This window comes from Streptomyces sp. NPDC002054, assembly GCF_040296685.1.
GTDB lineage: Bacteria > Actinomycetota > Actinomycetes > Streptomycetales > Streptomycetaceae > Streptomyces.
The window spans coordinates 77,665-99,185 of record NZ_JBEOXT010000003.1; the positions used below are offsets into that span (position 1 = coordinate 77,665).

Annotated in this window: 17 protein-coding genes; 13 read left to right on the forward strand and 4 right to left on the reverse strand. The window is 72.9% G+C overall.

The annotated features are described in order from the left end of the window. The first annotated feature begins 63 nt into the window (after positions 1–63). From ABT123_RS03580 to ABT123_RS03590, 3 genes are all read left to right on the forward strand, one after another. Complete coding sequence (locus ABT123_RS03580; protein ID WP_351309200.1) at positions 64–723, forward strand: histidine phosphatase family protein; 660 nt, start codon at positions 64–66, stop codon at positions 721–723. Positions 724–734: 11 nt separating this feature from the next. Further along, the gene (locus ABT123_RS03585) at positions 735–1,643 is read left to right on the forward strand and encodes an ADP-ribosylglycohydrolase family protein (RefSeq protein ID WP_351309203.1); all 909 of its coding nucleotides are present in this window, start codon (positions 735–737) and stop codon (positions 1,641–1,643) included. A 159-nt stretch (positions 1,644–1,802) separates the two neighbouring features. Further along, positions 1,803–3,695, forward strand: coding sequence for a DUF4153 domain-containing protein (locus ABT123_RS03590; RefSeq protein WP_351309205.1), 1,893 nt, complete (start codon positions 1,803–1,805; stop codon positions 3,693–3,695). Positions 3,696–3,751: 56 nt separating this feature from the next. Here the strand turns inward: ABT123_RS03590 and ABT123_RS03595 are convergent, their stop codons facing one another. Continuing rightward, positions 3,752–5,311 carry an MFS transporter gene (locus tag ABT123_RS03595; RefSeq protein ID WP_351309208.1) on the reverse strand — a complete coding sequence of 520 codons (1,560 nt, stop codon included), beginning with the start codon at positions 5,309–5,311 and terminating at the stop codon, positions 3,752–3,754. Positions 5,312–5,468: 157 nt separating this feature from the next. Between ABT123_RS03595 and ABT123_RS03600 the strand changes: the two genes are divergently transcribed. Genes ABT123_RS03600 through ABT123_RS03610 form a run of 3 tightly spaced genes read left to right on the forward strand, consistent with a single transcriptional unit; the run spans position 5,469 to position 7,531 of the window. After that, positions 5,469–6,050, forward strand: a complete 582-nt coding sequence (locus ABT123_RS03600) for a TetR/AcrR family transcriptional regulator (protein WP_351309211.1) — start codon at positions 5,469–5,471, stop codon at positions 6,048–6,050. Positions 6,051–6,107: 57 nt separating this feature from the next. Then, positions 6,108–6,818, forward strand: a complete 711-nt coding sequence (gene rnhB / locus ABT123_RS03605; protein WP_351309214.1) for a ribonuclease HII — start codon at positions 6,108–6,110, stop codon at positions 6,816–6,818. A gap of 59 nt (positions 6,819–6,877) precedes the next feature. Next, positions 6,878–7,531, forward strand: coding sequence for a hypothetical protein (locus ABT123_RS03610; RefSeq protein WP_351309217.1), 654 nt, complete (start codon positions 6,878–6,880; stop codon positions 7,529–7,531). 206 nt (positions 7,532–7,737) lie between these two features. On the opposite strand, the gene ABT123_RS03615 is transcribed toward ABT123_RS03610, so the two are convergent. Together ABT123_RS03615 and ABT123_RS03620 are read right to left on the reverse strand one after the other, a co-directional pair. After that, positions 7,738–8,367, reverse strand: coding sequence for a hypothetical protein (locus tag ABT123_RS03615; protein ID WP_351309220.1), 630 nt, complete (start codon positions 8,365–8,367; stop codon positions 7,738–7,740). Between the two features lie 215 nt (positions 8,368–8,582). After that, positions 8,583–10,742, reverse strand: a complete 2,160-nt coding sequence (locus tag ABT123_RS03620) for a RecQ family ATP-dependent DNA helicase (RefSeq protein ID WP_351309223.1) — start codon at positions 10,740–10,742, stop codon at positions 8,583–8,585. A 143-nt stretch (positions 10,743–10,885) separates the two neighbouring features. Between ABT123_RS03620 and ABT123_RS03625 the strand changes: the two genes are divergently transcribed. The 7 genes from ABT123_RS03625 (at position 10,886) to ABT123_RS03655 (ending at position 20,924) form a co-directional block, all read left to right on the forward strand. Further along, on the forward strand, positions 10,886–12,121 hold the full coding sequence (locus ABT123_RS03625; RefSeq protein ID WP_351309226.1) for a DUF4192 domain-containing protein: 1,236 nt from the start codon (positions 10,886–10,888) through the stop codon (positions 12,119–12,121). Positions 12,122–12,399: 278 nt separating this feature from the next. After that, a complete protein-coding gene (locus ABT123_RS03630) occupies positions 12,400–14,373 on the forward strand; it encodes a glycogen debranching N-terminal domain-containing protein (protein ID WP_351309229.1) in 1,974 nt (657 codons plus the stop codon). 78 nt (positions 14,374–14,451) lie between these two features. After that, positions 14,452–15,198, forward strand: coding sequence for an NUDIX hydrolase (locus ABT123_RS03635; protein WP_351309232.1), 747 nt, complete (start codon positions 14,452–14,454; stop codon positions 15,196–15,198). Between the two features lie 110 nt (positions 15,199–15,308). Beyond that, complete coding sequence (locus ABT123_RS03640; protein ID WP_351309235.1) at positions 15,309–17,075, forward strand: ABC transporter ATP-binding protein; 1,767 nt, start codon at positions 15,309–15,311, stop codon at positions 17,073–17,075. A 55-nt stretch (positions 17,076–17,130) separates the two neighbouring features. After that, positions 17,131–18,072: a FadR/GntR family transcriptional regulator gene (locus tag ABT123_RS03645; protein WP_351309237.1), complete on the forward strand. Its 942-nt coding sequence runs from the start codon at positions 17,131–17,133 to the stop codon at positions 18,070–18,072. 325 nt (positions 18,073–18,397) lie between these two features. Then, positions 18,398–19,969 carry an RNA polymerase sigma factor gene (locus ABT123_RS03650; protein WP_351309238.1) on the forward strand — a complete coding sequence of 524 codons (1,572 nt, stop codon included), beginning with the start codon at positions 18,398–18,400 and terminating at the stop codon, positions 19,967–19,969. A 130-nt stretch (positions 19,970–20,099) separates the two neighbouring features. Then, positions 20,100–20,924 (forward strand): S1 family serine peptidase, encoded by an 825-nt coding sequence (locus tag ABT123_RS03655; RefSeq protein ID WP_351309242.1) that lies wholly within the window; start codon positions 20,100–20,102, stop codon positions 20,922–20,924. Positions 20,925–21,030: 106 nt separating this feature from the next. Here ABT123_RS03655 and ABT123_RS03660 read toward each other — a convergent pair whose 3' ends face one another. Continuing rightward, the gene (locus ABT123_RS03660) at positions 21,031–21,261 is read right to left on the reverse strand and encodes a DUF7455 domain-containing protein (protein WP_351309245.1); all 231 of its coding nucleotides are present in this window, start codon (positions 21,259–21,261) and stop codon (positions 21,031–21,033) included. Positions 21,262–21,521 lie beyond the last annotated feature (260 nt).

Genomic DNA, 21,521 nt, shown 5'->3' on the forward strand with positions numbered 1-21,521 from the left:
GTGTGACCGTACGGGTGGCGTGCTGCGGTCGTATGCGCCGAACAGGCCAACTAGGGTCATGGGATGGTACGACCACGACGCATCGTCCTCGTCCGGCACGGGGAATCGGAGGGCAACGCCGACGACACGGTGTACGAGCGGGAGCCCGACCACGCGCTGCGGATGACCCCCACCGGCCATGCGCAGGCAGCCGCGACCGGCGAAAGGCTGCGCGAGCTCTTCGGCGAGGAGCACATCAGCGCGTACGTCTCCCCGTACCGGCGCACCCTGCAGACTTTCCGCGCGCTGCGCCTGGACCCGGCGCGGGTGCGGATGCGCGAGGAGCCTCGGCTGCGCGAGCAGGACTGGGGCAACTGGCAGGACCGGGACGACGTACGCCTGCAGAAGGCCTACCGCGATGCGTACGGCCACTTCTTCTACCGGTTTGCCCAGGGCGAGTCCGGGGCGGACGTCTACGACCGGGTCGGATCCTTCCTGGAGAGCCTCTACCGCAGCTTCGAGGCCCCCGACCATCCGCCGAACGTCCTGCTGGTGACGCACGGGCTGACCATGCGGCTGTTCTGCATGCGCTGGTTCCACTGGTCGGTGTCCGAGTTCGAATGCCTGTCGAACCCGGGGAACGGAGAGTTCCGGGTGCTCCGGCTCGAGAAGGACGGCCGCTACCGGATGGACCGCCCGTTTGAGCGGTGGACCACACCCGAGCCTTATGACCTGGACGGCTAGAGTGGCCCGCGATGACCCCTGACTCCTCTCCCGACCGGCGCTACGCACGCGCCCTGGCCAGCCTCCGTGGACTGGCGGTGGGTGACGCCCTGGGCTCCCAGTTCTTCGTCCCCGCGAACTACCCGCTGCTCAAGCGGCGCGAGCTGCCGCCCGGCCCCTGGCAGTGGACCGACGACACCGAGATGGCCTGCTCGGTCCTCGCGGTGCTCGCCGAGCACCACCGGATAGACCAGGACGCGCTGGCCGGGTCCTTTGCCCGGCACCACGACTTCGACCGCGGCTACGGGCCCGCCGTGAACCGGATGCTGCGGCTGATCCGGGAGGGCGAGGACTGGCGGACGCTCGCTGCCGAGCTGTTCAACGGCCAGGGCTCCTGGGGCAACGGCGCGGCCATGCGGATCGCCCCGCTCGGCGCCTGGTACGCCGACGACCCCGAGCAGGCCACGCACCAGGCGGAGATCTCCTCGTACACCACGCACCAGCACCGGGAAGCGGTGTGCGGGGCGATGGCGGTCGCCGCAGCGGCAGCCCTGGCGGCGTCCCCGGCCGGTCCGCCCACGCCGGCCGCGCTGCTGGACGGCGTGATCGCGCTGGTGCCGCGCAGTGCGGTGGGCGCCGGCCTGCGCCGGGCCCGGGACATGCTGGACTACGGCAATGCGACCACGGTCGCGGCGGTGCTCGGCTGCGGACGGCGCACCAGTGCGCACGACACGGTGCCCTTCGCCCTCTGGTCGGCCGCCAGGTCGCTGGGGGACTTCGAGCAGGCCTTCTGGACGACCGCCCAGGTGGGCGGGGACATGGACACCACCTGCGCGATCGTCGGCGGGGTGCTGGGCGCCCGCGGGGAGGAAGGGCTCCCGCAGGCCTGGGTCTCCCAGACGGAGGCCCTGCCGGCCTGGCTGCCGGAACCGAAGGCCTGACGCTGTCCCGACCGATCCGGTTTGTTCGGTTCCCTTTGTCACGGTCCTGCCACAGGGCGCTCCGCGATTCGCTGAACCCGCACGTCACCGGCCTACTCTGACCGCTTCGCCGCTCCGGGCCGATCCATCCGGGGCGGCATGGAGGGGGAGGGGAACCCGATGCCGGAACAGCCCGACGACGGGAAGGGCGCTGGGGGCGGCGCCGCGGCCGAAACGACTCGCGCGCAGCAGGCGCAGCAGCCGGGACAGGCCGAACCGGCCGGCCAACGGGCCGAGCCGGCTGACCAGCAGGCCGAGCAGCCACAGCAGGCGCCCCGGCAGCCCCAACAGGCCCAGGAAGCCCCGCAGCCACAACAGGCCCAGCAGGCCCAGCAAGCGTCGCAGGCGCAACAGGCCCCGCAGCCACAGCAGGCCCCGCAGGCGTCGCAGGCGCAACAGGCCCTACCGGCCCAGCAGCCCCAACAGGCCCCGCAGGCCCCGCAGGCGCGGACGGTCCAGCAGGTGTGGCAGGCGCCGCAGTACGTCGGACGCGCCACCCCGCAGCCCGGGTGGGCCACGCTCATCCGGCCCGCCGACCCCGCGCCGGTCCGCGCCGCCACCCTCTGGGGCGTCCTCGCGACCGCGTTCGCCGCCGCCTTCCTGCTTGGCGACGGGCTCGGTGCCGGACTGCTGATCACCGCCGTCCCGGCGGTCGTCGCCGCCTACGTCGCCGCGCGGGCCGCCGGCCGCCGGGCCCGCCCGTGGAGCCTGGCCTGGGCGGTCGGCTGCCTCGCGCTGCTCGCCGTCCCCGCCCTGCGGGACGCCGGCTGGCCCGCCGTTCTCGCCCTGTTCGCCGCCATCGGCCTCGGCGCGCTCGCCCTCTACGGCAGCCGCACCTGGCCCGGCGTCCTGCTCAGCCCGCTCGGCTTCTTCGATGCGGCGCCGACCGGAATCGTGTGGGCCTGGGCCGGCCTGCGGGCCAGCGGCAGCGGCAGCCGCGAGCGCTGGTGGCCGGTGGTCAGGGCGGCCGGTGTGGGGCTGGTCCTGTTGGTCCTGTTCGGCGCCCTGTTCGCCTCCGCCGACGCCGCGTTCGCCGATCTGCTGGGCGGGCTGACCCCCGACGTGTCCATCGAGGATGGGCCGCTCCGGATCCTGTTCTTCCTGCTCGGCGGCCTGGTTGCGGTCGCTGCCGCACGGGCCGCCGCCGCCCCGCTGCGCTGGGACCGGATCCGGGTCGCCCCCGGTACGCCGCGCTCCCCGGTGGAGTGGGCCCTTCCGCTGATCGTGCTGAACCTGCTCTTCGCCGGCTTCATCGCGGTGCAGCTCGCGGTCCTGTTCGGGGGCTACGACAAGGTGCTCGACAGCACCGGACTCAGCTATGCCGAGTACGCCCGGCAGGGTTTCTGGCAGCTGCTGTGGGCCACGCTGCTCACCCTCGTGGTGATCGCCCTCGCCCTGCGCTGGGCCCCGCGCTCCGGTCCCGGCGACCGGCGGCTGGTGCGCGGGGTCCTGGGCGCGCTCTGCGTGCTGACCCTGGTGGTCGTCGCCTCGGCGCTGCGTCGTATGGACCTCTACGTGGACGCGTACGGGCTGACCCGGCTCCGGCTCTCGGTGGCCACCTTCGAGCTGTGGCTCGGGCTGGTGATCGTACTGATCATCGCGGCCGGGGTGTTCGGCGCCCGCTGGCTGCCGCGCGCGGTGCTGGCGAGCGCCGGGGCCGTGGTCCTGGCCTTCGGACTCGCTTCCCCGGACGGGCTGATCGCGGAGAGGAACGTGAGCCGCTTCCAGAAGTCTGTGGCGAGTGACAGGGACACGGGCAAGGCGATCGATCTGACCTACTTCCAGACGCTGTCGGCGGACGCGGTGCCCGCCCTGGACCGGCTGCCGGAGCCGCACCGGTCCTGCGCCCTGCGCGGGATCAACGACGAGCTGGCGGAGCGGGGACAGAAGCCCTGGTACGCAACCAGCCTGGGTGAACACCGGGCGAAGCGGATCCTGCGCGAGCGGCCGGTGACGGCCTCGTACGAGGTCTGCTCACGGCTCGGAGCCTTCAACAGCCGGTACGAGTACTGACCCGGCCGACCGGACCGCGCGTACGCATCCTCCGTACGCGCGGCCCCTGCGGCTCGCTAGCCCGCGGCGGCCGGACCCGCCGCGGTAGCCTTGCCGCCCAGCGCCTCCAGGTCGCTGGTGCGCACCCGGATCACCAGTACGGCGGTCAGGAGGGCCAGTACGGCCATCCCCGCGCCCGCGACGAAGGCCGTGGAGATGCCCTCGGTGAGCACCGCGTGGCCGGCCGGCCCGGGCATCATGCCGGTCTTCTCGAAGACCGCCTGCTGAGCCGGGGTGGCCTCGCCGAGGAAGCCCGGCAGCTGCTTCTCGGTCTCACCGCGGGCAGCGGTGCCGAACACGGTGACCAGGATGGACAGCCCGAGCGCACCGCCGACCTGCTGGCTCGCGTTGAGCAGCCCGGACGCCGCGCCCGCCTCGTGCGGGACGACCCCGGAGACGGCGGTCAGGGTCAAGGTGACGAAGTTGAGGCCCATGCCGAAGCCGAAGAGCAGCATCGGGCCGAAGACTCCGGACAGGTAGCTGCTGTCGCTGTCGAGGAAGCTCAGCCAGATGAGCCCGGTGCCGGTGAGTGCGGCGCCGGTGACCATGAAGGGTTTGGGGCCGAGGCGGGGGAGCAGCCGCTGGGAGAGGCCGGCGGCGATGATGATCACGGCGGTCACCGGAAGGAAGGCGAGGCCGGACCGGATGGGGGAGTAGCCCAGCACGTTCTGGACGAACTGGACGATGAAGAAGAACATGCCGAACATCGCGGCGGCGAGGCTGAGCATGATCAAGTAGGTGCCGGCCCGGTTGCGTTCGGCGAACATCCGCAGCGGGGTGATCGGCTCGGCGGCCCGGGATTCGATGCGTACGAAGAGGGCGAGCAGCACAACGGCCGCGGCGAACGAACCCAGGGTCAGGGCGTCCCGCCAGCCCTCCTCGGAGGCACGGATGAATCCGTAGACGAGGGCGGCCATGCCTCCGGTGGAGGTGATGGCGCCGGAGAAGTCGAAGCGGCCGGGGTGGCGTTCGGACTCGCTGATGTAGAGCGGTGTGAGGACCGCGATGAGCACCCCGATCGGGACGTTGACGAAGAGCACCCAGCGCCAGTCCAGCCATTCGGTGAGCATGCCGCCGGCGAGCAGGCCGATCGCGCCGCCGCCGGCGGACACCGCGGCGAATACGCCGAAGGCCCGGTTCCGCTCGGGGCCCTCCGGGAACGTGGTGGTGATCAGGGCGAGCGAGGTGGGTGAGGCGATCGCGCCTCCGACGCCCTGGAGGGCGCGGGCCGCCAGCAGTTGCCAGGGTTCCTGGGCGAAGCCGCCGAGCAGCGAGGCCAGGGTGAACAGCAGGATTCCGGCCAGGAAGACGCGGCGCCGGCCCAGGATGTCGCCGGCCCGGCCGCCGAGCAGCAGCAGTCCGCCGAAGGTGAGGGTGTAGGCACTGACCACCCAGGACAGATCGGTGGTGGAGAAGCTGAGGGCGGTCTGGATGTGGGGCAGGGCGATGTTCACGATGGTCGCGTCGAGCACCACCATGAGCTGGCAGGCGGCGATGACGGTGAGGGCCACTCCGGGACGTCCCGCGCGACGGGCGGCTCCCGGTATTCGGGCTGTGGTCAGGGGTGTTGATGTCACTGCTGATCCCCCAAGTGAAAATAGTGAACGCGATCGTTCACTGTCTGCTCACCGTAAAATGACCGCCTTAGGGAACTCAAGCGTTCACTAAGCTGAAAATCTGTACGACGGTTCGCGCGTGAGTGGGATGCGGCGGAAGCGGTGGAGGTGCGGAGTGATGGCGGGTCCGGTGCGCCGACGGGGTGCCGAGCTGGAGGCGGCGATCGTCGATGCCGCGATCGAACAGCTCTGCGCGGTCGGCTGGAACGCGCTCACCATGGAGGCCGTCGCCTCCGGCGCGCAGACCGGCAAGGCCGCCGTCTATCGGCGCTGGTCCTCCAAGGGGGAGCTCGTCGCCGACGCGCTGCGGGCCTCGCTGCCCCCGGTGGTCGAGGTCCCCGACTCCGGGTCGATCCGCGGCGACCTCCGGCTGCTCTGCCGCCGGATGCGCGATGTGATGCATTCGCGCTCCGGGCAGGCCTTGAGGTCGGTTCTTCACGAATGCGATGCGGTGGGTGTGGAGGGATTCCAGGAGATCATCCGCACGGCCTTCCTCGAACCCTCCGGCCGGGTCTTCGGGGCCCTGGTCGAGCGCGGAATCGAGCGGGGCGATGTCCGCCCGGATGCCACCGGACCCCTCGTTGCCGACGTCATTCCGGCGATGATGATGTACCGGACAAAGGTGTGCGGGAGCGAATGGGAAGACTCGGACATCGAGGAATTCATCGACCGGGTGCTGGTGCCGCTGCTCAGCCGGTGAGCCGGACCCGGCCCGGGGTGTCGCCGGGGCAGCGAGCGGCGTACCCTTGCTGGCGCCATGCCGTACGAACCACCCACCCACACCGTCGAACGCTCCCTTCGTGCAACCACCGGCGCGCGGATCGTCGCCGGGGTCGACGAAGTCGGGCGAGGGGCCTGGGCTGGTCCCGTCACCGTGTGCGCGGCGATCACCGGCCTGCGCCGGCCGCCCGAAGGACTCACCGACTCCAAGCTCCTCACCCCCAAGCGGCGCGACGAGCTCGCCGAGGTACTAGAAGGCTGGGTCACCGCCCACGCCCTTGGCCATGCCTCCCCGGAGGAGATCGACGAACTGGGGATGACCGCCGCCCTCCGGCTCGCTGCCGTGCGGGCCTTGGACGCCCTGCCGGTCCGGCCGGACGCGGTGATCCTCGACGGCAAGCACGACTACCTCGGCCTGCCCTGGCGGGTCCGTACGGTGATCAAGGGCGACCAGTCCTGCGTTGCCGTGGCGGCAGCCTCGGTGATCGCCAAGGTCCGGCGCGACCGCATGATGGCCGAGCTCGGCGAACCCGGAGGCGGAATCGAGCAGTTCGCCTTCGCGGCCAACGCCGGATACCCGTCGCCCGTACACCGGGCGGCACTTGAACAGCTGGGGCCCACCCCGTACCACCGGCTCTCCTGGTCGTACATGGACGGGCTGCCCCAGTGGCGGCATCTCAAGAAGATCCGCCGCAGCGAGGAATCACTGGATCTGGAAAACGGAGGCCAGCTCGGCTTCGATTTCTGATCGCGCCCATGTGCCACCCACCGGTACGTTTCGTACCGGTGTTTGATAGACATCAACTCATGCCTCTCACCCCCGAGGAGCCTCAGATTCACGAGAGTGCCCAGGGTCCCCGCGTCACGCCGGCCGCGAGCCGCACCGCGCAGACCCCCCGCCCCGTACCTGGTCCGCGTCCCGCCGCCGCACCGCGGCCCGGGCGCCCCGGTCCCTCCCCGGCAGCGGCAAACCACGCAGGCGGTGCCCCCAGGCCCGTTCCTCCCGTGCAGCGCGCAACACCCGGACCTGCCCCCGTAGCCACCTCCGCAGCCCCCTCGGTCTCCGCCGCGGTACCGCAGATCCAGCTCATCCCGGCCTCGGCCCAGGGTGCCCTGGACGCGGCCGAGGAGGCCGTCGACCTGCTGCTCGACACCGGGCGCGCGCCCGGCGACATCCTGGTGCTCACCACCGGCGACCCGCACCCGTGGGCCGCGCACGAGCTGTCCTTCGGCGAGGCCGCCTACTGGGCCCAGCACGACGCCGGCGACGACGTCTTCTATGCGGACGCCGCACAGGTGCAGCGGGCCGCGGGCCGACCCGTCGTGGTCTTCGCGGCCAACGGCGGTTCGCTCGACTCGGCCGCCCGCGCGCTGCCGGTCGCGCTGGCCCGAGCCGGTGCGCTGCTGATCGTGTGCGGTGAACCGGAGCGGATCAACTCCGTGCTGGGCGCGGGCGTCTGACGCCCCGTACCCACGCGCGGGGGAGCGGGCAAGGGGCGGGGCAGGCCTTGGGCCGGCCCCGCTGAAGCCCCGTTCCGTACGTCCGTCCCGGCGCGGTCCGACCGTGCTGTGCCGTGTCCGTACGCCCGTCCGCGTACGCACGCTGCCAGCTGGCCAGCCCGCCTGCCGGCCCACCCGGCTGCGCTTGACGGGCGTCTGACGGCCGTTCAGCGTGCGACGGTGCGGCGCATGGTCTCGCTGGCGCCGCCACCCGTGCGCAGGGTCAGCGGCACCGGGTCCGTCACGGTGTCACCCAGCTGCACCGGCGGCGAGTCCGAACTCGGAATCCGTCCGCCGCGGCCCTCGCCCAGCACCTGCCAGCCCGCCCGGGTCAGCGTGATGTACGCACCGCAGCGCAGCCCGTGCAAGGTGCAGGCGTCCCGCAGCCCCCACATCCAGGCCCCGTCCTCCTCGGTCCACTGCTCGTCGCCGTCCCGGCAGTAGAGCAGCACCGCGGTCCGGACCGGACTGCGACGCCGCAGGTCGTGCGGGAGCACCCGGCGCAGCCGGGCCAGCAGCGCGTTGCGGTAGTCCCAGCCGTCCGCCGAGCCGGGCCGGTGGGTGAAGGACGCACTGGCCACCAGCCGCTCCTCGGGCCCCAGCACCGCGATCACGGCCACCCCGGGCACCGGCGTGTGCCGCGAGTGCAAGCCGCTGACCACCTCGCGCGGATTGATCAGCAGCGGGATTCCGGCGGACGTCCACTCGGCGGGCTCCAACAGCCTGCCGTGCTGGCTGACCCCCTTGCCGGCCGTTGCCATGGACGTGCTCGCGGGCGGGGCGAATCCGAAGGTCACGGTCCTCCCTTCGGGTACACGCCCGCTGACGGGGCACGGCTGGGTGACGGCGCGCCGCAGCGCGGCCCTGGAGAGTGCCGACGAGCCGAGCGGGAGCCCTCCAATTCTCGCGTGGCCCATCAGCGCGCGGCAACGAGCAATTGGCTCGGCCGACCGGAATTGGCCGGTATGCCGCTCATATCCTTGCCCAGTTGCGCGCCCGATGACGCATTCTGTTAGGGCTGAACCGCGAGTACCAGCGGAAACACCTCCTTTGCCCCGGCTCGCCGCAGCAGCCGTGCCGCCACCGCAAGCGTCCAGCCGCTCTCCGAGCGGTCGTCCACGAGCAGTACCGGGCCGGCTGCCTCCGCCAGGGTCTCCGCCAGCGCCGGGGGCACGGTCAAGGCCTGATGGAGGCCCCGGACCCGCTGAGCACTGTTCGAGGACGGCAGCCCGAATTCCGGTACTGCGTCCGTGTAGGCGAGCGTGCCGAGCAGCGGAAGGCGACCGACTTCCGCGATCCGCGCGGCCAGCGAGCCGATCAACTGGGGTTTACCGCGGGAGGGGAGCGCGACGACGCCCACCGGCCGTGCGGGTGCGTCCGGTGCCCCCGAGGCCCAGCCGCCCGGCCCGCGCGCCCAGTCGGCGAGAACTGCCACCACCGCCTGGGCAACATCGTCCGGAATCAGCTGGTCCGGAGCCTGCGGGGCCAGGAGCGGGCGCAGCCGGTTCCCCCAGCCGATATCCGACAGCCGCCCCAGCGCCCGGCCGACGGCAGCCTGCTCACCCGCCGGAATCCGGCCCTTGAGGTCCACCCCGACCGCCGGCAGCCCGGTGGGCCACATCCGGCGCGGCTCCAGCTCCACGCCCGGTCGGCCCAGTTCCCCGCGTGCCGTGTCCAGCGCGGCCTCGGAGACCTGCGCCGTGAACCGGGTGCCCGCGCAGTTGTCACAGCGGCCACACGGCTGGGCCCCCTCGTCGTCCAACTGGCGCCGCAGGAACTCCATCCGGCACCCGTCGGAGCCCGCGTACTCCCGCATGGCCTGCTGCTCGGCCGCCCGCTGCCGGGCCACCCACGCGTACCGCTCGGCGTCGTACACCCACGGCTCGCCCGTCGAGGTCCAGCCGCCCTTGACGCGGTGCACCGCGCCGTCCACATCGAGGACCTTGAGCATGGTCTCCAGCCTGGTGCGCCGCAGATCGACCAGTGGCTCCAGGGCGGGCAGCGAGAGCGGCCGGCCCGCCTGCGCCAGCACGTCGAGGGTCCGGCGCACCTGTTCCTCCGGCGGGAAGGCCACGGAGGCGAAGTACTGCCAGATCGCCTCGTCCTCCTTGCCCGGCAGCAGCAGCACCTCCGCGTGCTCCACCCCTCGGCCTGCACGGCCCACCTGCTGGTAGTACGCGATCGGCGAGGACGGGGAGCCCAGATGCACGACGAAGCCCAGGTCGGGCTTGTCGAAGCCCATACCGAGGGCGGAGGTCGCCACCAGGGCCTTGACCCGGTTGGCCTGCAGGTCCTCCTCGGCCTGCATCCGGTCCGCGTTCTCCGTCCGGCCCGTGTACGAGGCCACCGTGTGCCCGCGGTGGCGCAGGTAGGCCGTCACCTCCTCGGCCGCGGCCACCGTCAGGGTGTAGATGATCCCCGACCCCGGCAGCTCGCCCAGGTGGTCGGCCAGCCAGGCCAGCCGGTGCGCGGCCGTGGGCAGCGTCAGCACCGCCAGGCTGAGGCTCTCCCGGTCCAGCGCGCCGCGCAGCACCAGCGCGTCCGTGCCCGCGCCGGTACCCAGCTGCTCGGCGACGTCCGCGGTGACCCGGGCATTCGCGGTGGCGGTGGTGGCGAGCACCGGCACCCCCGGCGGCAGATCCGCCAGCATCGTCCGGAGCCGCCGGTAGTCCGGGCGGAAATCGTGCCCCCAGTCGGAAATGCAGTGGGCCTCGTCCACCACCAGCAGGCCGGTCGCCGCGGCGAGCTTCGGCAGGACCTGGTCGCGGAAATCGGGGTTGTTCAGCCGCTCCGGGCTGACCAGCAGGACATCGACCTCGCCTGCCGCGACCTCTGCCTGGATGGTCTCCCACTCTTCCGGATTGGCGGAGTTGATGGTGCGCGCGTGGATGCCGGCCCTGGCGGCGGCCTCCACCTGATTGCGCATCAGCGCAAGCAGCGGCGAGACGATCACCGTCGGCCCGGCGCCGGCGGCCCGCAGCAGGGACGTGGCCACGAAATACACGGCGGACTTGCCCCAGCCGGTGCGCTGCACCACCAGCGCGCGTCGCTTGTCCGCGACCAGGGCCTCGATCGCCCGCCACTGGTCCTCGCGCAGCCGCGCGGTGCCCGTCGGGTCACCGACGAGGCGGGCGAGCACGGAATCGGCCGAGGACCTCAGGTCTGCGTTCATGCCCCCATGCAACCTGATGGGTCGGACATCGCGCCATCGGCCACCGGGCCCTGTGGAAGTTGAAAGCCGTGCGGGGTTCTGGACATGCCAGGAGTTGTCCACAGGGGTTTCGGGGGCGGGGCCCGGACCGCGACCGTCGGGGCATGACGAAGAACCACGAACCCATCAAGTCTCCGCAGTCGCCCATCGGCCCGCAGATCACCCTGCGCAGCCCGGCCGAACTGGCCGACGCGTTGCCGTACATGGTCGGCTTCCACCCCAACGATTCCCTGGTCATGGTCGCCGTCCACGGCGAGGGCGGCCGGTTCGGCGGCCGACTGCGGGTGGGCCTCCCCACCACAGCCGCGGAATGGGAGGACACCGCCCGCCAGGTCGCGGACTGCCTCGTCCGGGGGAGCGAGCGGCGCGGCGGCAAGCCCGACGGCATCGTTCTGTTCCTCTGCCAGGATCCGGAGGAAGGCGAGAGCGCCCAGCGGGTGATGACCAGGCTCCGGCCGTTCGCCCAGCGGATCCGGCTGGCCTGCGGCGGCCTGGACGTGCCGGTGCTGGAGGCCCTCTGCATCTCAGGCGGCAGGTACTGGTCCTACTGCTGCCCGGACATCCGCTGCTGCCCGGCCGAGGGGAACCCGCTGGCCGCCCCCGGGACCTCGGTGATGGCCGCCGCCGCCACCTATGCGGGGCTCCACGTGCGGGGCACGCTCAAGGAGATCGAAAACCGGCTGGCGCCCCTGCGCGGGCCGGTGGCCGAGGAACAGGTGCGGGCACTGGACCGGACCGCCGTGGGACTGGTGCCGAGGATCCTCGACGGCACCACCCGGGAGGAAGCCGGCGCGGAGACCCTCACCCTGGCCCGGACCCTGATGCGGCGGCTGACTCTCGCGCCGCCCGCGGAAGGCGGCCCGCCGGCCGACGACTGGGACGATGCGCTGCTCGGCAACGAGGAGGCCGCCGCGCTCATCCTCGGCCTCCAGGACCGGGAGATCCGGGACATCGCGGCGGAATGGATGGAGGACGAGGAGGCGGCCCCCGCGCTGCGCCTGTGGCGCGCGCTGGCCCGCCGCTGCGTCGGGGCGTACGGGGAACACGCCGCGGCCCCGCTCACCCTGGCCGGCTGGGTCTCCTGGTCCACCGGGGACGAGCCGACCGCCCGGATCGCGCTCTCCCTGGCGCTGCGGGCCGATGCCGAGTACCGCTTCGCCCAGCTGCTCCACCGGGCCTGCAACGAGGGCATCGATCCGGAGGGGCTCCGCCACTGCCTGCGCGAAGAGCGGCGCCGCCGCGAACCCCGCCGCAAGCGGCCGTCCCTGTCCCGCCCGGCAGGACGTCGCTCTAAGACCTCCCGCCGGAACACCCGCCGCACGGCCGGGAGCGAACAATGAGGCCCGAGCGCCGGCCCCGGCCGGCGGGAGCCCCTCCCAAGGCCGTCCTCGGGGGCACCCGGCTCGCGGCAGCGGCGGCATCGACCCTCGCCGGTGCCGTACGCGGGGTGGCCGCCCGGGCGGCACGGCCAGTAGGCCGGCCGCGGCCGGCGCAGCCGGCGGCCGTGACCCGGGCGGGGGTGGGGGCGTTCAGCCATCAGGTGGCGGCGGCCCGGCCGCGCGGCCGCCCCAGTGCACCCGTCCCGAGCGCAGCCCCGGCAGACAAGGCAGCCCGAAGCATGGCTCACCCCGTTCCCCCCGCCCGCCGGCCCGAACTGCCGCCCGTGCACGGCGCCGTCATCTGTGTTGCCGCGCCCTGCCTGGCGATCTCCCCGGAGCACGGCCAGCTCACCGGGTCCGGACTCGACGGCATCTACCGCTCCGGGCGTCGGCTGCTCTCCCGCTGCCTGCTGCGGGTCGCCGGGCGTGACCCGGTCGCCGTGCAGGGCCGCAGCCTGGGCGCGGACCGGGCCGGCTTCACCGCCACCGTGCGCACCGGCGCCGAAGCCGGCCCGGACCCGGACATCGGAATCGAGCGCGTCCGGCATGCCGACGGGACCGAGCGCATCACCCTGCGCAACTTCACGGCCCGACCGCACCGGGTGCCGGTGGAGATCACCCTCGGCACCGACCTGGCCGACCTGGCCGCCGTCGCCTCCGGCCGGGCCGGGCCCGAAGTGCCTGCCGGGGTGCACACCTCCGGACTGCGCTGGAGCGCCGGCGAAGCCCAGGCGGTCACCACCGCCGAGCCGCCCCCGGACGATGCGGTGGCCTCCGCCGGGCTGCTCCGCTGGCAGCTGGAACTCGCCCCCGGCGAGGCCCGCACCATCGAGCTGCGCACCGCACAGCACCGCACGGCCAGGGCCCCCGTGGGACAAGTGGCGAACCCGCTGTCCGAGGCCCGGGCCGAGGGGGACGATCCGCGCGCCGACATCTGGTTCCGGACCAGCCTGGAGGACCTGCGGGCGCTGCTGCTGAGAGACCCGGGAGGGCCCTCCGACGCCTTCGCGGCGGCCGGTGCGCCCTGGCGGCTGGGCATCGCCCCGGCGGAGTCCCTGTGGGCCGCCAGGATGGCTCTGCCGCTCGGGACCGGCCTAGCCGTCGCCACCCTGCGCATCCTTGCCCGGACACAGACGGGCGGCCGGGGGCCGGAGGCGGGCAAGATCCCCGGCCCGCTGCGCGGCGCGGGGCCGCAGCTGCCGCCGGGCTGCACGGGGACCGAGGCCACCCTCGCCTTCCCGGCGGTCCTCGCCGAGGCCCGCCGCTGGGGACTGCCGGAGGAGGAGCTGGCCGAGCTGCTGCCGGCCGCCGAACGCTGCCTGGGCTGGCTGCGGGCCAACCTCGGGGAGGACGGGTTCCTGGCCGACCCGGACCCCGGGCCACGCCGATGCGAGACCCAGGCCCACGCCCACCGGGCGGCGCTGCTCGGCGCCGACCTGCTGGCCGAGTGTGGCCGCCCGGATGCCGAGGAATGGCGGGACTGGGCGGCTGCCCTCGGACAGCGGTTCCGGGCGCGGTTCTGGATCGACGGGGACGGCCCCTCCGGCGGGCGGCCGGCGTCCGCCCTGCACCCCGACGGGCGCCCACTGCCCCGGCTGACCGGCGCAGCCGCCCACCTGCTCGACACCGGGCTGCTGGGTGGCGGGCGGCTCGCCCCGGGGCTGCTGGACCCGGTCCGCACCGAGCAGCTCGCCCGGCTGCTCGGAGCCCCGCCGATGGACTCCGGCTGGGGGCTGCGGAGCATGGCCGTGCGCGAACCCGGACACAACCCCTTCGGCCACCGCTCGGGAGCAGTGCGCCCGCAGGAGAGCGCCATCGCGGTCGCCGGCCTGGCCGCCGCCGGGTTCGAGAAGGAGGCCGCCGGCCTGCTCCGCGGTCTGCTGGACGCAGCCGAGTCCTTCGCCTACCGGTTGCCCGAGATGTATGCGGCCGAGCAGCGGACCGAGGGCAGCGCCCCGCTGCCGCACCCCGCGGCCTGCCGCCCGGCCTCGGTGGCGGCTGCCGCCGGAATCCATGTGCTCGCCGCGCTCGCCGGGATCCGCCCCGATGCACCGGCCGGCACCGTGGCGCTCGCTCCGGTCGGCAGCGCACCACTCGGCGCTCTGCGACTCTCCGGCCTGCGGGTGGCCGGTAAACCGTTCGCGGTCCGGGTCAGCCGGCTGGGCCTGGGCATGGTGGAGGAGGCCGCCGATGCGCTGCAACTGGCGACGTAGGGGACGCGGCGTCTGGGCCGCTGTGGTCCGGACCGCCAAAGCGCTGTTTATCGTCAGGCAGACGACTATGATCGCGGCATGTCGCCCTACGACCCGTCGGCCTTCCCGCCCTTCGCCGTCACCGTCGACCTGGTCGTGCTCACCGTGCGGCGCCACGCGCTCTGCGCGCTCGTGGTCCGACGGGGTGAGCAGCCGTTCCAGGGGCGGTGGGCGCTGCCCGGCGGTTTCGTGCGCGGAGACGAGGACCTCGCGGCTGCCGCGGGCCGGGAGCTCTCCGAGGAGACCGGCCTGTGCGCCCACGACCCCGCCGATCCCGGCGCGGGCAACGGAGCCCACCTCGAACAGCTCGCCACCTACGGGGACCCGAAGCGGGACCCGCGGATGCGGGTGGTCAGCGTGGCGCATCTGGTGCTCGCCCCGGACCTCCCGGCGCCCCGGGCCGGCGGGGACGCCAACAGCGCGCGCTGGGCCCCGGTGGAGGAACTCCTCGCCGCGGAGAGCGAGCCCTCCGCCGGACTCGCCTTCGACCACTCCAGGATCCTCGCGGACGGGGTCGAGCGGGCCCGCTCGAAGATCGAGTACTCCTCGCTCGCCACCGCGTTCTGCCCGCCCGAGTTCACCGTCGGCGAGCTGCGCCGGGTGTACGAGGCGGTGTGGGGCGTGGCCCTCGACCCGCGCAACTTCCACCGCAAGGTGACCGGAACCCCCGGGTTCCTGGTGCCGGCCGGCGGTACGACCACCCGTCAGGGTGGCCGTCCCGCCCAGCTGTTCCGGGCCGGCGGCGCCACCCTGCTGAACCCGCCGATGCTGCGCCCGGAAGTCTGACGATCCGACACCGAACCGGAGCCGTTGCGCCGAAAATCGGACATATCGCGTTATCTTGATGGCGGTACTCACCCTGCCGCCGAGCGGTCTCACCTCCCGCGAGAGAAGCGATGCTCCAGGCCATCGGACTCACCAGTGCACCCCGCCGAGACCACCCGCCCACCGTGGACGACCTCACCTTCGAGGCTCGCCCCGGGCGGGTGACCGCCCTGCTCGGCGAAGCCGGGTCGGGCAAGACCACTGCCCTCCGGCTCATGCTCGAACTCGAACCCGGGCGGGGGGTCACCTACTTCCGGGGCCGCCCGCTGCACCGCATCCCGCATCCGGGGCGGGAGGTGGGCGTCCTGCTCGGCGAGCTCCCCGGGCATCCCGCCCGGACCGTGCGGAACCAGCTGCGGATGCTCTGCGCCGCAGCCGGGGTGCCCGCCTCCCGGGCGGACGCCATGCTCGACGTCGTCGGTATCGCGGGCCTGCGCGACCAGCGGCTCGGCTCCCTGTCCGTCGGCATGGACCGCCGGGTCGGGCTGGCCGCGGCGCTGCTCGCCGATCCCTGCACCCTGCTGCTCGACGAGCCGGCCGCCGGGCTTTCCCCCCGTGAACAGAACTGGATGCACGGACTGTTGCGCGGCCACGCCGCCCTCGGCGGTGCGGTGCTGTTCACCACCGACGATCCCAAGGAGGCCGCCCGCGCCGCCGACCAGGTCGTCACCATCCAGGGCGGTCGGCTCGTCGCCGACCAGGACGTGGCCGAGTTCGCCCGGACCCGGCTGCGCCCGCGGGTCGCGGTACGCACCCCGCACGCCGCCCGGCTGGCCGACGTGCTGGGCCGCGAGGCCCGGGCCGGCCGGCGGGCGGTGGAGGTCGTCGAGGAGAGCGGCAGCCGGCTGTCCGTCTACGGCAGCAGCTGTGCCGAGATCGGCGAGGCGGCCTTCCGGCACGGGGTGCTCGTCCACCAGCTCGCCGACGAAACCGGAGACACCGGCGCCCCTGCCCCGGTGCCCCCGGCCGGGCCGGCCGCCGGTACCGAAACGGCTGCCGGTGCCGAGACGGCTGCCGGGCCCGAACGCGCCCGGGCCGGGCGGCCTCCCTCGGCCGTGCGCCGGGTCGGCGGCCCGCTGCGGCCACTGCGCTACGAGCTGCGCCGCGTCTTCGGCACCGCCACCCCCGTGCTCACCGCGGCGGCGGTGATCGCGGTCTCCGTGGTCACCGCTCTGCTGCTCGCCCGGGCCGGGCACACCCCGCAGCACCGGCTGCTCGCCGCCTGGCCGGAACGGCTGCCGCTGCCCCCGGCCGCGATCGGCGCCGGGCTGCTGGGCGCGCTCGCCTTCGGGGAGGAGTACCGCTATCCCGTGCTCGCCGCCGACCGCGGTACCGTGCCGCGCCGGATGGGGCTGCTCCTCGCCAAACTGGGCGTCTGCGCCGCCCTCGCGCTGCTGCTCGGCGCGCTCGCCGTCACCGCCGACGCGGCTGCGCTGCGGCTGGTGTTCGACCACGGCCTGCTGCGGCCCCCGGCGGAATGGATCTCGCCGGCGGCGAGTTGGGCAGGGCTGCTGATCGGCTGCGCCTGGGCCGGGGTGCTCGCCTCCGGGGTGTTCCGCTCGGCCACCGCCGGGCTGGCCGCCGTATTCGCCGTACCCGTCATGGTCGTTCCGCTGGTGAGCAAGGCCCTGGCCGGGCCCTCCGCCTACCCGGCTGCCGGGCTCGCCGCGCGGCTGCGCGGCCTGTCCTTCGCCCAGTGGCCGCCGGAGGCGGACCGGCTGGTGCTGGGGGCCCTGCGGGTCATGACCCAACCCGTCGGAACCGCCCTGTTGTTGTCCCTGACGGTCCTGCTGTGCGCCTACGGATTCACCGGTCTGCGCAGCCGAGTCCGGTGGTGATCGATTCCTTACGATAAGGCGTCAATTGCGTAGGTGGCACTGATCACCCTTTCGTGTGCTTTTCACCAAAGACCTCAAGGGTCCTTCAGGCACGGCCGACAAAGGATTCGTGAGTACCCTTGCGCACACCATGATGACCGCCGCCCGCCATGCCGACACCGGCCTCGCCGGCCCGGGCGAACTCGATCGCTACCCCTACGCGGACGCCCCCGGCGCCGACCGCGTCGGCGCGTCCCACTGGGACGGTGCCGACGTCGAGTTGAGCCGGGTCGGACGCCGTGCGGCAGGCAGCCGCGGACGCGGACTGCACGGCCAACTCGTCCAGCAGCTCGGTCAGATGATTGTTTCCGGCGACCTCGGCGCGGACCGCCCGCTGGTCCCCGAGGAGATCGGCCAGCGCTTCGAGGTCTCCCGCACGGTCGTCCGTGAATCGCTCCGGGTCCTGGAGGCCAAGGGCCTCGTCAGCGCCCGCCCCAACGTCGGCACCCGGGTCCGCCCGGTCGCGGACTGGAACCTGCTCGACCCCGACATCATCGAGTGGCGCGCCTTCGGCCCGCAGCGCGAGGACCAGCGACGCGAGCTCAACGAGCTCCGCTGGACCATCGAGCCGCTGGCCGCCCGCCTCGCCGCCGGCCACGGCCGCCAGGACGTCCAGCAGCGCCTGGCCGACATGGTAGAGATCATGGGCCACGCCCTCGGCCAGGGCGACGCGATCACCTTCGCCCGGGCCGACAACGAGTTCCACGCCCTGCTCATCCAGGTCGCCGGAAACCGCATGCTCGAACACCTCTCCGGCATCGTCTCCGCCGCCCTCCAGGTCTCCGGGAGCCCGGTCACCGCCTGCGACCGCCCCAGCGAGACCTGCGTCGCGCACCACGCCCGGATCGTCGAGGCCCTCGCGGCCGGCGACGCGACCGGCGCCGAGAACGCCATGCGCCAGCTGCTGACAGTTCATCCGGAGGTCGAGCGCGTGGTCCCGGCACCGCGCGAGCACTGACCGGCGGGAGCGCGCGGGGGGCGCCGCGACACGGAGAAGAACCGCCTGTCGCCGGGCCCGCCGGGCCCGGCGACAGGACCGCCGGGACACGTCCCCGGCGGGCCGATGTGATTCGGGCCACGAAGATTGGGCGTAACGCTCCGCGAGGTCTCGCGATGACCTAAGAGGTGATGGCCGACGGAGGTAGTACAGCAGCCGTACCGGGTGCTGTGGAGCTCCCCGGCCCCTGCCCGCGCCGCCGGCCCATCCCCGTCGGTGGTCGTCGGCTCCGGTCCAGCACCAGACCGGGGTCGGAAGCCGTTTCCATCGTTCCGAGAGGTTGTTCGTGTCGGCCAGCACATCCCGTACGCTCCCGCCGGAGATCGCCGAGTCCGAGTCTGTGATGGCGCTCATCGAGCGGGGCAAGGCCGAGGGGCAGATCGCCGGCGATGACGTGCGTCGGGCCTTCGAGGCTGACCAGATTCCGCAAAGCCAGTGGAAGAATGTTCTGCGCAGCCTCAACCAGATCCTCGAGGAAGAGGGTGTGACGCTGATGGTCAGTGCCGCGGAGTCACCCAAGCGCAGCCGCAAGAGCGTCGCAGCGAAGGCCCCGGCCAAGCGGACGGCCACCAAGACCGTCGCGGCCCGGGCGACGGCGGCCGACACCGCCGCCCCGGAGGAACGGCCGACGGACCCGGAGACCGCCGCAGACGCCCTCGCGGACGAGACCGGAACCGCAGCCGCGCCCGCCAAGAAGGCAGCGGCCAAGAAGACGGCGGCCAAGAAGGCCGCACCTGCCAAGAAGACCGCCGCGAAGAAGACCGCGGCGAAGAAGACGGCGGCCTCGAAGACCGCCGACGAGTCCACCGGCGAAGAATCCCTCGACGAGGGCCCCGCCGTGGTCAAGGCCGGCGAGGGCGAAGAGGAAGACACCGGCGAGAACAAGGGCTTCGTGCTCTCCGACGACGACGAGGACGACGCCCCGGCCCAGCAGGTGGCCGTCGCCGGCGCCACCGCGGACCCCGTCAAGGACTACCTCAAGCAGATCGGCAAGGTCCCCCTCCTCAACGCCGAGCAGGAGGTCGAGCTGGCCAAGCGGATCGAGGCGGGCCTGTTCGCCGAGGACAAGCTGGCCAACTCCGACAAGCTGGCCCCCAAGCTCAAGCGCGAGCTGGAGATCATCGCCGAGGACGGCCGCCGGGCCAAGAACCACCTGCTGGAGGCCAACCTCCGCCTCGTGGTCTCCCTGGCCAAGCGCTACACCGGCCGCGGCATGCTCTTCCTGGACCTGATCCAGGAAGGCAACCTGGGCCTGATCCGCGCCGTCGAGAAGTTCGACTACACCAAGGGCTACAAGTTCTCGACCTATGCGACCTGGTGGATCCGGCAGGCGATCACCCGCGCCATGGCCGACCAGGCCCGCACCATCCGCATCCCGGTGCACATGGTCGAAGTGATCAACAAGCTGGCCCGCGTGCAGCGCCAGATGCTCCAGGACCTGGGCCGCGAGCCCACCCCGGAGGAGCTCGCCAAGGAACTCGACATGACCCCCGAGAAGGTCATCGAGGTCCAGAAGTACGGCCGCGAGCCGATCTCCCTCCACACCCCCCTGGGCGAGGACGGCGACAGCGAGTTCGGTGACCTCATCGAGGACTCCGAGGCGGTCGTCCCGGCTGACGCGGTCTCCTTCACGCTCCTGCAGGAACAGCTGCACTCGGTGCTCGACACCCTCAGCGAGCGCGAGGCCGGCGTGGTCTCCATGCGCTTCGGGCTCACCGACGGCCAGCCCAAGACCCTGGACGAGATCGGCAAGGTCTACGGCGTGACCCGTGAGCGGATCCGCCAGATCGAGTCCAAGACCATGTCGAAGCTGCGCCACCCGTCGCGCTCGCAGGTGCTGCGCGACTACCTGGACTAGCCGCGGACCAGCCGGGGGACCCGCCGCGTGGGCTCGGCAGGGGACGGCGCGCGGTGGCCGCGCGGGTGCGCACGGCCACCGGGCATCCCACTCTGAGTGGAGTCGTACACACTCGGAGTCAGGAGGTCACATGCGTCGTCCCCTCGCCCGTGTCCTGGCGGGCGCACTGACCCTGGCGGCGGCAGCCGCCGCCATACCCCTCGCCCAGGCGCGGCAGGCCGCCCCGGACGGAGGGGTGATCGGCGGAAAGCCGGTCAAGATCGCAGACAGTCCGTGGGTGGTGGCCCTCTCCAGCCGTGACCGGTTCGGGGGTACGCGGGCGGGCCAGTTCTGCGGGGGCGTGATCGTCGGCCCGACCAAGGTGCTGACCGCGGCCCACTGCCTCGGCCGCCAGGTCCTGGGCGGCCCGGTCGAATCCGTGCGCGATCTCCGGGTGATCATCGGGCGCACCGAGCTGCGGGCGGCCGAGGGCCGCGAGATCGCAGTGCGCGGGGCCCGGGTGAACCCCGCCTACGATCCGGCGACCAACGCCGGGGATCTCGCCGTACTGGAACTCCACGAAGCCGTACCGGCGCACTACGTAGTCCCGCTCGCCGGTCCGGGGGATCCCGGGTACGCAGCCGGTACCGAAGCTGCCGTATACGGCTGGGGGGATACCAGTGGATTCGGTGACTACGCCTACGCGCTGCGTGCCGCCGGAGTGACCGTGCTGGCGGACGAGGTCTGCCGGGCGGCGTATCCCGGGGACGCCGACGGACGGTACCTGGCGGAGTCCATGGTGTGCGCCGGGGTCCAGGAAGGCGGCAAGGACGCCTGTCAGGGGGACAGCGGCGGGCCGCTGGTGGCCGGCGGCCGTCTCATCGGGCTGGTGTCCTGGGGACGCGGCTGCGGGCGCGCGGACAGCCCTGGCGTCTATACGAAGATCGCCCCGCTCGCCGGGTTCATGACGGGCTGACCCGGCCGGGGCCGGGTTGCGACACGAGGACGGGCGGCACCCCTGGGTTACAGGGGTACCGCCCGTCGACCGGCCTGGCCGGTCCTGGCTCGTCGGGATGCGAGTGTCAGCGATCCTCGGTGTCGGCGCTGGCCGGAGCGGTCGTAAGCCGCTCAGTCTCATCCTGTATTTCCGCGGCGATCTTCTTGAGTTCCGGCTCGAACTTACGCCCGTGGTGGGCGCAGAAGAGCAGTTCACCGCCGCTCATCAGGACGACGCGCAGATATGCCTGGGCGCCGCAACGGTCGCATCGGTCAGCGGCCGTCAGCGGGGTCGCGGGGGTCAGAACAGTAGTCACGTCGCCTCTTCTCTAGCTCGACGAGCTGTCGTACCAGGGTCAACATCCAACCAGGCCGAAAACGTTCCCGCTCGCGGCTTTTCCTCGAAACTTCCTTCCGAAGCTGGCCGGCTGCTGCCGGTTGGCGGCGAAGGAGCCGTATTGCGTTGCTTTACGGTTTCGCGTTGCTTGTCAGTGCGTGTAGCCGGTTTGATCCTCCCCGGCGTGAGTGCCGGTTGTTCATGAGGACGTGCCCGAACCCTAAATGGTTCATGCGCGGA

Coding starts and splice junctions, on each gene's coding strand:
- ABT123_RS03580 (WP_351309200.1), top strand. CDS start 64: ATGGTACGACCACGACGCATCGTCCTCGTCCGGCACGGGGAATCGGAG.
- ABT123_RS03585 (WP_351309203.1), top strand. CDS start 735: ATGACCCCTGACTCCTCTCCCGACCGGCGCTACGCACGCGCCCTGGCC.
- ABT123_RS03590 (WP_351309205.1), top strand. CDS start 1,803: ATGCCGGAACAGCCCGACGACGGGAAGGGCGCTGGGGGCGGCGCCGCG.
- ABT123_RS03600 (WP_351309211.1), top strand. CDS start 5,469: ATGGCGGGTCCGGTGCGCCGACGGGGTGCCGAGCTGGAGGCGGCGATC.
- rnhB (WP_351309214.1), top strand. CDS start 6,108: ATGCCGTACGAACCACCCACCCACACCGTCGAACGCTCCCTTCGTGCA.
- ABT123_RS03610 (WP_351309217.1), top strand. CDS start 6,878: ATGCCTCTCACCCCCGAGGAGCCTCAGATTCACGAGAGTGCCCAGGGT.
- ABT123_RS03620 (WP_351309223.1), bottom strand. CDS start 10,742: ATGAACGCAGACCTGAGGTCCTCGGCCGATTCCGTGCTCGCCCGCCTC.
- ABT123_RS03625 (WP_351309226.1), top strand. CDS start 10,886: ATGACGAAGAACCACGAACCCATCAAGTCTCCGCAGTCGCCCATCGGC.
- ABT123_RS03630 (WP_351309229.1), top strand. CDS start 12,400: ATGGCTCACCCCGTTCCCCCCGCCCGCCGGCCCGAACTGCCGCCCGTG.
- ABT123_RS03635 (WP_351309232.1), top strand. CDS start 14,452: ATGTCGCCCTACGACCCGTCGGCCTTCCCGCCCTTCGCCGTCACCGTC.
- ABT123_RS03640 (WP_351309235.1), top strand. CDS start 15,309: ATGCTCCAGGCCATCGGACTCACCAGTGCACCCCGCCGAGACCACCCG.
- ABT123_RS03655 (WP_351309242.1), top strand. CDS start 20,100: ATGCGTCGTCCCCTCGCCCGTGTCCTGGCGGGCGCACTGACCCTGGCG.